This is a genomic window from Streptomyces sp. BRA346 (assembly GCF_052851135.1).
In genome coordinates this window covers 141,983-155,145 of sequence record NZ_JAIWIH010000015.1, presented here as the reverse complement: position 1 = coordinate 155,145, position 13,163 = coordinate 141,983, and the positions used below count along the sequence as shown (strand labels likewise).

10 protein-coding genes and 1 riboswitch are annotated in these 13,163 nt (G+C 74.7%); of the genes, 5 read left to right on the top strand and 5 right to left on the bottom strand.

Going from position 1 to position 13,163, the window contains the following annotated elements; genetic code table 11:
- Nucleotides 1–67: 67 nt before the first annotated feature.
- Entirely contained in the window at nucleotides 68–1,084 is a 1,017-nt protein-coding gene (locus LCH29_RS19965) for a cation diffusion facilitator family transporter (RefSeq protein ID WP_446463089.1), read from the bottom strand.
- Between the two features lie 304 nt (nucleotides 1,085–1,388).
- Between LCH29_RS19965 and LCH29_RS19960 the strand changes: the two genes are divergently transcribed.
- Complete coding sequence (locus LCH29_RS19960) at nucleotides 1,389–1,628, top strand: hypothetical protein (RefSeq protein ID WP_009712520.1); 240 nt, start codon at nucleotides 1,389–1,391, stop codon at nucleotides 1,626–1,628.
- Between the two features lie 30 nt (nucleotides 1,629–1,658).
- On the opposite strand, the gene cobN is transcribed toward LCH29_RS19960, so the two are convergent.
- Entirely contained in the window at nucleotides 1,659–5,288 is a 3,630-nt protein-coding gene (gene cobN / locus LCH29_RS19955; protein ID WP_446463088.1) for a cobaltochelatase subunit CobN, read from the bottom strand.
- Between the two features lie 30 nt (nucleotides 5,289–5,318).
- Nucleotides 5,319–5,442: riboswitch (cobalamin riboswitch) on the bottom strand.
- Nucleotides 5,443–5,551: 109 nt separating this feature from the next.
- Between cobN and cobG the strand changes: the two genes are divergently transcribed.
- Genes cobG through LCH29_RS19940 form a run of 3 tightly spaced genes read left to right on the top strand, consistent with a single transcriptional unit; the run spans nucleotide 5,552 to nucleotide 9,137 of the window.
- Nucleotides 5,552–6,937 (top strand): precorrin-3B synthase, encoded by a 1,386-nt coding sequence (cobG, locus tag LCH29_RS19950; RefSeq protein WP_446463087.1) that lies wholly within the window; start codon nucleotides 5,552–5,554, stop codon nucleotides 6,935–6,937.
- 8 nt (nucleotides 6,938–6,945) lie between these two features.
- On the top strand, nucleotides 6,946–7,587 hold the full coding sequence (locus LCH29_RS19945; protein WP_039940486.1) for a precorrin-8X methylmutase: 642 nt from the start codon (nucleotides 6,946–6,948) through the stop codon (nucleotides 7,585–7,587).
- Complete coding sequence (locus LCH29_RS19940; protein ID WP_446463086.1) at nucleotides 7,584–9,137, top strand: precorrin-2 C(20)-methyltransferase; 1,554 nt, start codon at nucleotides 7,584–7,586, stop codon at nucleotides 9,135–9,137. Before LCH29_RS19945 ends, LCH29_RS19940 begins: the two co-directional genes overlap by 4 nt.
- Before the next feature lie 12 nt (nucleotides 9,138–9,149).
- Here LCH29_RS19940 and LCH29_RS19935 read toward each other — a convergent pair whose 3' ends face one another.
- Nucleotides 9,150–9,911, bottom strand: a complete 762-nt coding sequence (locus tag LCH29_RS19935; RefSeq protein WP_446463085.1) for a cobalt-precorrin-6A reductase — start codon at nucleotides 9,909–9,911, stop codon at nucleotides 9,150–9,152.
- A 35-nt stretch (nucleotides 9,912–9,946) separates the two neighbouring features.
- On the opposite strand from LCH29_RS19935, the gene LCH29_RS19930 reads away from it, so the two are divergent.
- Complete coding sequence (locus tag LCH29_RS19930) at nucleotides 9,947–11,107, top strand: cobalt-precorrin-5B (C(1))-methyltransferase (RefSeq protein ID WP_446463084.1); 1,161 nt, start codon at nucleotides 9,947–9,949, stop codon at nucleotides 11,105–11,107.
- A gap of 17 nt (nucleotides 11,108–11,124) precedes the next feature.
- Here LCH29_RS19930 and cobM read toward each other — a convergent pair whose 3' ends face one another.
- Together cobM and cbiE are read right to left on the bottom strand one after the other, a co-directional pair.
- A complete protein-coding gene (gene cobM / locus LCH29_RS19925; RefSeq protein WP_446463083.1) occupies nucleotides 11,125–11,895 on the bottom strand; it encodes a precorrin-4 C(11)-methyltransferase in 771 nt (256 codons plus the stop codon).
- Nucleotides 11,892–13,124 carry a precorrin-6y C5,15-methyltransferase (decarboxylating) subunit CbiE gene (gene cbiE, locus LCH29_RS19920; protein WP_446463082.1) on the bottom strand — a complete coding sequence of 411 codons (1,233 nt, stop codon included), beginning with the start codon at nucleotides 13,122–13,124 and terminating at the stop codon, nucleotides 11,892–11,894. The genes cobM and cbiE overlap by 4 nt, the downstream gene beginning before the upstream one ends.
- Between the last annotated feature and the right edge of the window lie 39 nt (nucleotides 13,125–13,163).

Here is a 13,163-nt window from a genome sequence, read left to right as displayed (position 1 = left end):
CCACGGCGGTGACGCCACGGGGCCCGGGGGCGGACGACGCCCCCGGGCCCTGCGCGCACGGCCTTGGTCAGTGGTCGTGCGCCCCCGCGCGGTGGACCGGGCCGTGGGCGGTCAGACAGTGCTCGACCAGCGGTTCGTCCGCGCGGCGGTGCTCGTCCCCGTCCACCCGGGGCCGCGGGGCCGGGTTGTCGAGGTGGTCCACCTGGAGCGTGGTGTGGGTGATGCCGTACTCCTCGCGCAGCACCTCCTCCAGCCCCTCCCGGACCGCGTGGCAGTCGCCCTCCGCCGCGACCAGGACATGAGCGGACAGCGAGACCTCGCCCGAGGTGATCTGCCAGACGTGCAGATCGTGCACCTCGGCCACCTCGGCGTGGGCGGCGAGCAGGCCCCCGATCTCGTCGGGCTCGACCCCGGCGGGAGCCGCCTCCAGCAGCACGCGCCCGGAGGCCCGCAGCAGTTCCACGCCCGCCTTGATCATGAGGACGACCACGATGAGACCGGCGATCGCGTCGGCCCGGGCGTAGCCGGTGGTCACCACGACCAGTCCGGCGATCGCGGTGGCGATGAAGGCGTAGAGGTCGTTCAGCACATGCTGGAAGGCACCTTCGATATTCAGCGAGGAGCGGTTCGCCTTCGACATGCACCACGCCGCCACGATGTTCACCACGACCCCGGCGAGCGCGACGATCAGCACCAGACCACCGGTCACCTCGGGCGGATCGATCAGCCGCTCCACCGCCTCATAGCCGAGGTATGCGCCGAGCAGCAGCAGAGAAAGCCCATTGGCCTGCGCGGAAAGGATTTCCGACCGCTTGAGCCCATACGTATAGCCACCGCGGGCGGGCCGGGCCGAAAGCCGGATCGCCATGAGCGCGAGGACGATCGAGGCGGCGTCGGTGAGCATATGGGCCGCGTCGGAAAGCAGCGCCACCGAACGCGCAATCACCCCGATCACGACCTCCACCAGCATAAAGCCGGTGATCAGCGCGAGCGCGATGGACAGCCACCGGCGGTCGGCGTTCTCCGCCACACCGTGCGTGTGCCCGCCATGGCCCTCGCCGTGTCCGTGCGTATGGGCTCCCACCCGCTCCTCCTCGGCTCGCTTTATGGGCAACGGCAATTGAACAGCACTTCGGAGAATTCTCCAAAGACTGCAATGGACACGGTTATCAGGTGGCATTGCCTTATGAATTCGGCAACGCTTTTCATTGTCGCGGCGGAGCGTCACGCCCGGAATACGCACAGGGCACCGGGCTCCTGAGCGGACGTCACCCGGGCGGACGATCATGGGTCGCTGGTGCGTACGAGGCCACGCCGGTGCGGGTGAGGTACGCGCGAAGGAGGTGACCCCGCGGGGCGCGGCGCGTTGGCCGAACATGACGACGACGATGCGACGCCGTTCTCTCTCGCAGCCGAGCAGAGCGCTGGACCGGAGCACCGAAGGCGGAACGGTTCACCAGACGCTTCACCAGTCGAGCTGCGTACCGATCTACGCGGCGCTGGTCGAGCGCTGGTCGTCCGCGGGGCGGGCGGTGCCCGGGGCTTACGACCGCGAGTGGACCGAACTGGTCAACTGTCCCCCCTGGCCGGACCGGATCCGGGCGGCGGCCCGGCCGTCCTCCGGCTGAGCCCCCGCCCGTCCTGCTTCCTGGGGGACCTCAGTCGTCCCCGCCCTCCAGGCCGCCCTCGGTCTCCAGGAACAGCTCCCGGACCCGCTCCAGCACCTCCGGGTCCGGCTGCTCCCACAGACCGCGGCTCTCGGCCTCCAGCAGCCGCTCGGCCATGCCGTGCAGCGCCCAGGGGTTGGCCTCCTCCAGGAACGCGCGGTTCTCCGGGTCGAGCAGATAGGTCTGGGCGAGCTTGTCGTACATCCAGTCGGCGACCACGCCCGTGGTGGCGTCGTAGCCGAAGAGGTAGTCGACGGTGGCGGCCAGCTCGAACGCGCCCTTGTAGCCGTGCCGGCGCATCGCCTCGATCCAGCGCGGGTTGACCACCCGGGCCCGGAAGACCCGCGAGGTCTCCTCGTGCAGGGTGCGGGTGCGCACCGTCTCGGGGCGGGTGGAGTCGCCGATGTACGCGGCCGGGGCGGTGCCCTTCAGGGCGCGCACGGTGGCGACCATGCCGCCGTGGTACTGGAAGTAGTCGTCCGAGTCGGCGATGTCGTGCTCGCGCGTGTCGGTGTTCTTCGCGGCGACCGCGATCCTGCGGTACGCGCTCTCCATCTCCTCGCGCGCCGGGCGGCCCTCCAGTCCGCGGCCGTAGGCGTAGCCGCCCCACACCGTGTAGACCTCGGCGAGGTCGGCGTCGGTGCGCCAGTCGCGGCTGTCGATGAGCTGGAGCAGCCCCGCGCCGTACGTCCCCGGCCGGGAGCCGAAGATGCGGGTGGTGGCGCGGCGCTCGTCGCCGTGCTCGGCGAGGTCGGCGCGGGTGTGGGCGCGCACGTAGTTGACGTCGTCGGCCTCGTCCAGGGACGCGGCGAGCCGTACGGCGTCGTCCAGCAGCCCGACGACGTGCGGGAAGGCGTCGCGGAAGAAGCCGCTGATGCGCAGCGTGACATCGACGCGCGGGCGGCCCAACTGGTCGGCGGGTACGGGTTCGAGTCCCGTCACGCGCCGCGAGGCGTCGTCCCACACCGGGCGGATGCCCATCAGCGCCAGCGCCTCGGCCACGTCGTCGCCGGAGGTGCGCATGGCGCTCGTCCCCCACAGCGACAGGCCGACCGACCGCGGGTACTGGCCGTCGTTGTCGGCGCGGTAGCGCTCCAGCAGCGAGTCGGCGAGCGCCTGGCCGGTCTCCCAGGCCAGGCGGCTGGGCACGGCCTTGGGGTCGACGGAGTAGAAGTTGCGGCCGGTCGGCAGGACGTTGACCAGGCCCCGCAGCGGCGAGCCGGACGGCCCTGCGGGCACGAAGCCGCCGCTCAGGGCGTGGACGGTGTGGTCGATCTCGTCGGTCGTGGCGGCCAGGCGCGGCACGACCTCGCGGGCGGCGAACTCCAGGATCGCGGTGACGCCGGGGCGCTGGGCCTCGGGCAGCTCCAGGGCGGCCTTCTCGGCGGCCTCCGGGGCCCAGTCGGCGTCCTCCATCGCCTGGACGAGGGCGCGGGCGCGCTCCTCGGCCTCGTCCGCGCCGGTGCGGGTGGCGGCCGACTCGTCCAGGCCCAGCGCCTCGCGCAGCCCGGGGAGCGCCGAAGTACCGCCCCAGATCTGGCGGGCCCGCAGGATGGCGAGGACGAGGTTGACGCGCTCGGGTCCGGTGGGCGCGCCGCCGAGGATGTGCAGACCGTCGCGGATCTGGGCGTCCTTGACCTCGCACAGCCAGCCGTCGACGTGCAGCAGGAAGTCGTCGAAGCCCTCGTCGTCGGGCCGCTCCTCAAGACCCAGGTCGTGGTCGAGCCGGGCGGCCTGGATCAGGGTCCAGATCTGGGCGCGGATGGCGGGGAGCTTCGCCGGGTCCATCGCGGAGATGGCGGCGTACTCGTCCAGCAGCTGTTCCAGCCGGGCGATGTCGCCGTAGGAGTCGGCGCGGGCCATCGGCGGTACGAGGTGGTCGACCAGGGTGGCGTGGACGCGCCGCTTGGCCTGGGTGCCCTCGCCGGGGTCGTTGACCAGGAAGGGGTAGATCAGCGGCAGGTCGCCGAGCGCGGCGTCGGGTCCGCAGGCGGCGGACAGGCCCGCGTTCTTGCCGGGCAGCCACTCCAGGTTGCCGTGCTTGCCCAGGTGCACCATGGCGTCGGCGCCGAAGCCGCCGTCGGCCTCGGGGGTCGCCATCCAGCGGTAAGCGGCCAGGTAGTGGTGCGAGGGCGGCAGGTCGGGGTCGTGGTAGATGGCGATGGGGTTCTCACCGAAGCCGCGCGGCGGCTGGATGACGACCAGGAGGTTGCCGTGGCGCAGCGCGGCGAGGACGATCTCGCCGTCGGGGTCGCGGCTGGTGTCCACGAACATCTCGCCGGGCGGCGGGCCCCAGTGCTCCTCGACCGCGTCGCGCAGCTCCTGCGGCAGCGTGGCGTACCAGCGGCGGTAGTCGGCGGCGGGGATGCGGACCGGGTTCTTGGCCAGCTGCTCCTCGGTGAGCCAGTCCTGGTCGTGGCCGCCCGCCTCGATGAGGGCGTAGATCAGATCGTCGCCGACGCCGGAGGCCAGGCCCGGAAGCGCGCCCTCGCCCTCCTCGGGGCCGAAGTCGTACCCTTCGGCGCGCAGTCGGCGCAGCAGGGCGACGGCGCTGGCGGGGGTGTCGAGGCCGACCGCGTTGCCGATCCGGGAGTGCTTGGTGGGGTAGGCGGACAGGACGAGCGCGAGGCGCTTGTCGGCCGCCGGTATGTGCCGGAGCCGGGCGTGTCGTACCGCGATTCCGGCGACACGCGCGGCGCGCTCGGGGTCGGGGGCGTAGACCGGCAGGCCGTCCTCGTCGACCTCCTTGAAGGAGAACGGCACGGTGATCAGCCGTCCGTCGAACTCCGGGACGGCGACCTGGGTCGCGGCGTCCAGCGGCGACAGACCCTCGTCGTTCTCCTCCCACGCGCTGCGTGGCGAGGTCAGGCACAGCGCCTGGAGCACGGGGACGTCGAGCGCGGCGAGCGCGCCCGCGTCCCACGCCTCGTCGTCGCCGCCCGCCGACGCCTCGGCGGGGCGGGTGCCGCCCGCGGCGAGCACGGTGGTGACGACGGCGTCGGCCGCGCCGAGCGCCTCGATCAGCTCGGCCTCGGGAGACCGGAGAGAGGCGACGAACAGCGGCAGCGGGCGGGCCCCGGCGTCCTCGACGGCCTGGCACAGCGCCTCCACGAAGGCGGTGTTGCCGCTCATGTGGTGGGCGCGGTAGTAGAGCACGGCGATCGTCGGGCCGGTGACGTCCTCGCGCGCGGTGCGCTCCAGCGGCCCCCAGGTGGGGGCGGTGGCGGGCGGTTCGAAGCCGTGGCCGGTGAGCAGCACGGTGTCGGACAGGAACCGGGCCAGCTGGCCCAGGTTGGCGGGCCCGCCGTGCGCGAGGTAGGCGTGCGCCTCGGCGGCGATCCCCACGGGGACCGTGGACGCCTCCATGAGCTGGGCGTCAGGGGCCTGTTCACCGGTCAGGACGACGACGGGCAGGTCGCCCGCGAGCAGGGTTTCGAGGCCGTCCTCCCAGGCGCGGATGCCACCGAGCAGCCGCACGACGACGAGGTCGACACCGTCGAGGAGCCCGGGCAGATCGTCGAGCGCGAGCCGCGCCGGGTTGGCGAGGCGGTACGGCACCGGGCCCGTGGCCGCACGGGCACTGAGCAGGTCGGTGTCGGACGTCGACAGCAGCAGGATCATGGCTCAGCGCCTTCCTCGGGGTCCGCGCCCCGGGCGGGTTGGAAGACGGCGGGAGTTCCTGGCTCGCACGGCGGGCTGCCGTGCTCACAGTGGCGGGACCGCACCGGATTCGCACCGGTTTCCTCCCCTTGACGCCGTCTTGTGCGTCTTGAACGCCGTCTTGAGCGTCCGGCGGGCCAGACGGCCCGCCGCAGAGCATAGTAGGCGTTGCTGACCTGGCACGGGACAGTGCGGGCCGACCGGACGTCGGTATGCTCGCCGCCATGTCCCTCCCCCCGACAACCATCCCACCTGCGGATGAAGCGCCCTCGCCGAGGGCGCGCGGACGCGATGACGCCTGCCCCGGCGCACTGCGGCTGCACCCGGCGGACGACGGTTCCCTGGCCCGCGTCCGGATACCGGGCGGCCTGCTGACGGCCGGTCAGGCGCGGGCGCTGGCAGGGGCGAGCGAGGAGCTGGGGGACGGTCGGCTGGACCTCACCTCACGGGGCAATCTCCAGGTCCGCGGCCTGGACGCGGCGTGCGGCGGCGAGCTGGCGGCGGCGCTGCGGGCCGCCGGGCTGCTCCCCTCCGACCGGTTCGACCGGGTGCGCAACATCGTGGCGTCCCCGCTGGGCGGCCTCGACGGCGCCGGATACGGCGATGTCACCGCGTGGGCACGGGAGTTGGACGCCGCTCTGTGCGCCGGGACATGGGAAGAGTTGTCCGGCTTGTCGGGTCGTTTCCTGTTCGCGATGGACGACGGCCGGGGCGATGTCGCCGCACTCGGCGCGGATGTGACATTGATCGCAACGCGGGACGGCGGAGCGGTGCTGCGGGTGGGGCCCGGGGCCGAGGCCGACGGGACTGCGCTGGAGGTGCGGGGGCGGGACGCGCCGCGTGCCGCCGCGCTGGCCGCCGCGGAGTTCCTGGCCCGGGTCCGGGCGAGCGGCACGCGGGCGTGGCGGGTGCGCGAACTGCCCGCGCAACACGCCGTGACCGCCGACGGCTTGGCGGCGCGGCTCGCGGACGCGGGCGTCGAAGCCGTACGTATCGGACGGACCGGCCGGGACTTGGCGCCCGGCGCGCCGCCCGCGCCGGGCGTCGTGTCCGGGCCGGACGGGCGCCACGCCGTGTCGGTCCTCGTTCCCCTGGGCCGGGTCGGCGCGGCGCAGTGGCGGCTGCTCGCCGGGCTCGCCTCCCGGGGCGGGTCGGGTGAGCTGCGTGTGACACCCTGGCGCGGCGTGGTGCTCCCGGGGTTCACCGCGGACGGCGTGGCGGCCGCGGCGCGGGAGGCGGCCGACGCGGGGCTGGTGACCGATCATGGCTCCCCGTGGGTCGGGGTCGGCGCGTGCACGGGACGGCCGGGCTGCGCCAAGTCCCTGGCCGATGTGCGCGCCCACGCGGCGCGCGCGGTGGCGGGCGCCCCCCGCTCCGCCGACACGCCGCAGGGTTCCGGCGACACGCCACCGGTGTACTTCTCCGGCTGCGAGCGGCGCTGCGGGCACCCCGGCGGCCGCTGGGTGGACGCGCTGGCCACGTCCGATACGGACTACCGGCTCACCGTGCGCGACACGCGCGAGCCGGACGGCGCGACAGACGACGGCGTGACAGACGTGGCAGCAGAGCAATTGGCCGACGCCGTGGCGACGGCCCGCGGAACGGCATGATCAACGACATGATCGAGGACACAGTGTTCGACTACGAGAAGGACGGGGCGGCCATCTACCGCGCCTCCTTTGCCACCATCCGCGCCGAGGCGGACCTGGGCGGCCTCCCCGCCGACGTCAGCCAGGTCGTCGTGCGGATGATCCACGCGTGCGGCATGGTCGACCTGGTCAAGGACCTCGCGTACACGCCCGAGGTGGTGACGCGGGCCCGGGAGGCGCTGCGCGCCGGTGCGCCCGTGCTCTGCGACGCGCAGATGGTCGCCAGCGGCGTCACCCGCAAGCGGCTGCCCGCCGACAACGACGTGGTGTGCACGCTGTCCGACCCCGCCGTACCGGAGTTGGCGCGGCGCATGGGCACGACGCGCAGCGCCGCCGCGCTGGAGCTGTGGCGGGACCGGCTGGAGGGGTCGGTCGTGGCGGTCGGCAACGCGCCCACGGCGCTGTTCCGGCTGCTGGAGATGATCGAGCAGGGCGCGCCGCGCCCGGCCGCCGTCATCGGCGTACCGGTCGGGTTCATCGGCGCCGCCGAGTCCAAGGAGGCGCTGGCCGGGCATCCGGCGGCGCCCCACCATCTGGTGGTGCGCGGCCGACGCGGCGGCAGTGCCATCGCCGCGGCCGCGATCAACGCGATAGCGAGCGAGGAAGAGTGAGCGAGCAGCAGCGACAGGCGACGCCCGCGGCGAAGGGCCGGCTGTACGGCGTGGGCCTCGGCCCCGGCGATCCGTCCCTGATGACGGTACGGGCGGTGGAGGTCATCGCCGGGGCCGACGTGGTCGCTTACCACAGCGCCCGGCACGGCCGCAGCATCGCCCGTTCCATCGCCGAGCGGCATCTACGGCCCGACCACATCGAGGAGCGGCTGGTCTACCCGGTCACCACGGAGGGCACCGACCATCCGGGCGGCTACCGGGGCGCGATGGAGGAGTTCTACACGGAGGCGGCGGCGCGGCTCGCCGCACACCTCGACGCGGGGCGCACGGTCGCGGTGCTGGCCGAGGGCGATCCGCTCTTCTACGGCTCGTACATGCACATGCACAAGCGGCTCGCCGACCGCTACGCCACCGAGGTGATCCCCGGTGTCACCTCGGTGAGCGCGGCCGCCGCCCGGCTGGGCGCGCCGCTGGTGGAGGGCGAGGAGGTGCTGACGGTCCTCCCGGGCACGCTGCCCGAGGAAGAGCTGACCGCGCGCCTCGCGACGACCGACGCGGCGGCGGTCATGAAGCTCGGCCGCACCTTCCCGGCCGTACGGCGCGCCCTGGAGCGTTCGGGGCGGCTCGCCGACGCGCGGTACGTGGAGCGCGCCACGATGAGCGCGGAGCGCACCGGCGCGCTGGACGAGGTCGACCCGTCGTCGGTGCCCTACTTCTCGGTGGCGGTGCTGCCGAGCCGTATCGACGCACCGGGCGCCTCGGACGCACCGGGCGCCCCCGACGCCTCCGTGTCCGGACGCCCGGGCGAGGTCGTGGTGGTGGGCCTCGGCCCGGCCGGTCCGCTGTGGCTCACCCCCGAGGCGCGCGGTGAACTGGCCGCCGCCGAGGACCTTGTCGGCTACACCACCTATCTGGACCGGGTCCCCGTACGCCCCGGGCAGCGGCGCCACCCCTCCGACAACAAGGTCGAGGCCGAACGCGCCGAATTCGCCCTCGACCTCGCCCGGCGCGGTCGGCGTGTCGCCGTGGTCTCCTCGGGCGACCCCGGCGTGTTCGCCATGGCCACCGCCGTGCTGGAGGCCGCGTCCGAGGAGCCGTACCGCGACGTCCCGGTCCGTGTGCTGCCCGGCATGACCGCGGCCCACGCCGCGGCCGCCCGTGCGGGCGCGCCGCTCGGCCACGACTACGCCGTGGTGTCCCTGTCCGACCGGCTCAAGCCCTGGGAGGTCATCGCCGAGCGCCTGCGCGCCGCGGCCGCCGCCGACCTGGTCCTCGCCCTCTACAACCCGGGCTCCCGCAGCCGGGTCTGGCAGGTCGGCAAGGCGCGCGAACTCCTCCTGGAGCACCGCGCGCCGGACACCCCGGTCGTCCTGGGCCGCGACATCGGCGGCCCCGAGGAGAGCGTCCGCATCATCCGGCTGGCCGACCTCGACCCGGCCGACGTGGACATGCGCACGATCCTCCTGATCGGCTCCTCCCAGACGCGCACCGCCCGCCGCGGCGACGGCACCGAGATCGTCTGGACCCCGCGCCGCTACCCCGAGGGGTGACGTCCCCCGGAGTCAGGCGCGTGCGGCCGTACGGAGCCAGGCGACGGCCTCGGCGGGGGTCCGGGCCACCGGGACTCCCTCCGGGGCGGGCGGGCGCCGGACGACGACCACGGGGATCCCGGCGTCGCGGGCCGCGGCCAGTTTGGGGGCCGTGGCCCCGGCGCCGCTGTCCTTGGTGACCAGGACGTCGATGCGGTGGTCGCGCAGCAGGGCGGTTTCGCCTTCGAGGGTGAACGGGCCGCGGTCGAGGATCACCTCCATGCGGGGCGGAACCGGTGGCTGCGGGGCGTCGACCGAGCGCATCAGGAACCACGGGGCGGTGAGGTGGGCGAAGGCGGCCAGCCCCATGCGGCCGGTGGTGAGGAAGACCCGCTCCCCCAGCTGCGGCAGCAGCCGCGCGGCCTCCTCCAGCGAGGCCGCCGGGTGCCAGCGGTCGCCCGGGCCCGCCACCCACCCGGGGCGGCGCAGGGCGAGCAGGGGAACATGGACGGCGGCGGCCGCACGGGCCGCGTTGTGACTGATCGTGTCGGCGAAAGGATGGGTGGCGTCGATGAGCGCGTCCACCTGGTGCTCGCGGAGCCAGCGGGCCATGCCCTCGGGGCCCCCGAATCCGCCGATCCGCACCTGCCCGGCGGGCAGTCGCGGTTCGGCGACCCGGCCCGCGAGGGAACTGGTGACGCGCAGGGCGGGATCGGCGTCCAGCTCCGCGGCGAGTCGGCGGGCCTCGGTGGTGCCGCCCAGGATGAGCACATGGCGCGCCGGTGCGCTGTTCATCGGATGCCTTTCGTCGCCGGTGCGCCCGTCATCGTATGCGCGGCGGGTGGCCCGTGGCTGAGCCGGAGACCCGGGCGAGCGGGGGCCGCGGGGCGCAGCTGGAGCGCACCGGGCTGCGGCCCGGCTGGACCACCGGGGCGTGCGCGACGGCCGCGACGACGGCCGCGTACACCGCGCTGCTCAGCGGAGAGTTCCCCGATCCCGTGACCATCGCGCTGCCGAAGGGCCAGCGGCCCGCGTTCGCGCTGGCCGCCGAGGAGCTGGGGGCGGACCGGGCGATGGCCGCGGTCGTGAAGGACGCCGGGGACGATCCCGATGTGACGCACGGCGCGCTGGTGCGGGCGACCGTACGGGCCCTGCCGCGGGGCCGCGGCGTGGTGTTCCGGGCGGGGCCCGGCGTCGGCACCGTCACCCGGCCCGGGCTGCCTCTCGCGGTCGGCGAACCGGCCATCAACCCCGTGCCGCGGCAGATGATGAGCGACCACGTCGCCGAGGTCGCGGCCCGCCACGGCGGCAGCGGTGACGTCGAGATCGAGATCGCGGTGGACCACGGCGAGGAGATCGCCCGCAGCACGTGGAACCCCCGGCTGGGCATCCTCGGCGGGCTGTCCATCCTCGGGACGACCGGCATCGTGGTGCCGTACTCGTGCTCGGCCTGGATCGACAGCATCCGGCGCGGGGTGGACGTGGCGCGGGCGGCGGGGCGGCGGCACGTGGCGGGATGTACGGGGTCGACGTCCGAGAAGGTGGCGGTGGCCGAACACGGGCTGCCCGAGGACGCCCTGCTGGACATGGGTGACTTCGCGGGCGCCGTGCTCAAGTACCTGCGCCGCCACCCGGTGGACCGGCTGACGGTCGCGGGCGGCTTCGCCAAGCTCTCCAAGCTCGCCGCGGGCCACCTCGACCTGCACTCCTCCCGCTCCCAGGTCGACAAGGCCTACCTCGCCGACCTGGCCCGCCGCGGCGGCGCGGACGAGGAACTGGCCGCGGCGGTCGCGGCGGCCAACACCGGCCTGGAGACGGTGCAGCTGTGCGCGGCCCGGGGCGTCCCCCTCGGCGACCTGGTCGCGGCGGCGGCCCGTGACACGGCCCTGGGCGTCCTGCGCGGGGCCCCGGTCGCGGTCGACGTGATCTGCATAGACCGCGCGGGCACGATCGTGGGCCGCGCCGCCTCCCGCGGGCCGCGGGAGGTCTGACGCGCCCGCGCGAGCGCTCAGGCGCCGGGCGTGTCGCACGCCGGGTGGGGGCGGTCGCGCTCCGGGGAGTAGAGGTGGCTGTCGCGGAACTGCTCAGCGGCCAGGCTGCGGCCCACCATGATGACGGCCGTGCGCACCACACCGGCCGCCTTCACCTGGTCCGCGATGTCCGCGAGGGTGCCGCGCAGCACCAGTTCGTCGGGGCGGCTGGCCATGGCGACCACGGCGGCCGGGCAGTCGAGACCGTAGTGCGGGAGGAGCTCACCGACCACGCGGTCCACGTAGCGGGCGGCGAGGTGCAGGACGAGCAGGGCGCGGCTGCGGCCGAGGGTGGCCAGGTCCTCGCCGTCGGGCATGGGGGTGGCCTGCTGGGCGATGCGGGTGAGGATGACGGTCTGGCCGACGGTCGGCACGGTCAGCTCCCGGCCCAGCGCCGCGGCCGCGGCGGCGAAGGCGGGGACGCCGGGGACGACCTCGTACGGGATCCCGGCCGCGTCGAGGCGCCGCATCTGCTCGGCGACGGCGCTGAAGACCGACGGATCGCCGGAGTGGAGGCGGGCCACGTCGTGCCCCGCCTCGTGCGCGGCGGCGAACTCGGCGGTGATCTGGTCGAGGTCGAGCCCGGCGGTGTCGACGAGCCGGGCGTCCGGCGGGCATTCGGCCAGCAGTTCGCGCGGGACGAGGCTGCCCGCGTAGAGGCACACCCGGCAGCGCCCGAGGGTCCGCGCGCCGCGCAGGGTGATGAGATCGGCGGCGCCGGGGCCCGCGCCGATGAAGTACACCGTCATCGTGTTTCTCCGCGTTTGGTGGTGGACCACTGGGTGACCGGCATCGCCTGGCGCCATCCCGTGAAGCCGCCCACGGGGGCGGCGTGGGAGACGGCGAGGCGGACCAGGTCGCCGCCGTGGCGGGTGTACCAGGTGGTGAGCAGGGCTTCGGATTCGAGGGTCACGGTGTTGACCACGAGGCGGCCGCCCGGCGGGAGGGCGTCCCAGCAGGTCTCCAGCAGGCCGGGGGCGGTGGCGCCGCCGCCGACGAAGACGGCGTCGGGCGTGGGCAGGCCGTCCAGGGCGGCCGGGGCGGCACCGGTGACGACGCGCAGGGCGGGGACGCCGAGGGCGGTGGCGTTGCGGGTGATGCGGTCGGCGCGCACCGGATCGCGTTCGACGGACACCGCGCGGCAGGCGGGGTGTGCGCGCATCCACTCCACGCCGATGGAGCCGGAGCCGCCGCCGACGTCCCACAGCAGTTCGCCCGGGGCGGGGGCGAGGGCGGCGAGGGTGGCGGCGCGGATGTGGCGCTTGGTCAGCTGGCCGTCGTGTTCGTACGCGGCGTCCGGCAGCCCGGGGACGGCGGACAGGTGCCGGGTGTCCGCGGCCGGGGCGCAGTCGAGCGCGATGACGTTGAGGGGGTCGCCGGGCGGGTGGGCCCACGCCTCGGCGGTGCCCTCGACCGTGTGCTCCCGTGCGCCGCCCAGCTGTTCCAGGACCCGCATCCGGGTCGGGCCGAAGCCGCGGTCCCGCAGCAGCCCGGCGACCTCGGCCGGGGTCCCGGCCCCTGCGCTGAGGACGAGCAGCCGACGGCCCGGGTAGAGGGCGCGGGACAGAGTGGCGAGGGGGCGGCCGACGAGGCTGATCACCTCGGTGGCCTCCTGCGCCCAGCCGAGCCGTGCGCAGGCGTAGGAGACGGACGACGGATGCGGCAGCACCCGCAGCGCGCCGGGGCCGAGCAGCTCGGTGAGAGTGCGGCCGATGCCGAAGAACATCGGATCGCCGCTCGCCAGCACGCAGACCCGGCGCCCGGTGTGTTCGGCGAGCAGCCCGGGGACGGCGGGGCGCAGGGGCGACGGCCAGGGCACCCGCTCGGCGGCGCAGTCCGGTGGCAGCAGGTCGAGTTGGCGCGGTCCGCCGATGACGACCTCGGCCGTACGGAGCGCCTCGCGACCGGCCGGGGCGAGCCCGTCCCATCCGTCGGCGCCGATGCCGATGACGGTCAGGGGGGTGGGTGGTGGGCTCACAGGTGTTCCTCGTGGTGGTTCGGGGGCGGCTGCAACTCT

Coding starts and splice junctions, on each gene's coding strand:
- LCH29_RS19935 (WP_446463085.1), bottom strand. CDS start 9,911: ATGAACAGCGCACCGGCGCGCCATGTGCTCATCCTGGGCGGCACCACC.
- cobN (WP_446463088.1), bottom strand. CDS start 5,288: ATGATCCTGCTGCTGTCGACGTCCGACACCGACCTGCTCAGTGCCCGT.
- LCH29_RS19945 (WP_039940486.1), top strand. CDS start 6,946: ATGATCGAGGACACAGTGTTCGACTACGAGAAGGACGGGGCGGCCATC.
- LCH29_RS19960 (WP_009712520.1), top strand. CDS start 1,389: ATGCGACGCCGTTCTCTCTCGCAGCCGAGCAGAGCGCTGGACCGGAGC.
- LCH29_RS19930 (WP_446463084.1), top strand. CDS start 9,947: ATGCGCGGCGGGTGGCCCGTGGCTGAGCCGGAGACCCGGGCGAGCGGG.
- cobG (WP_446463087.1), top strand. CDS start 5,552: ATGTCCCTCCCCCCGACAACCATCCCACCTGCGGATGAAGCGCCCTCG.
- cobM (WP_446463083.1), bottom strand. CDS start 11,895: ATGACGGTGTACTTCATCGGCGCGGGCCCCGGCGCCGCCGATCTCATC.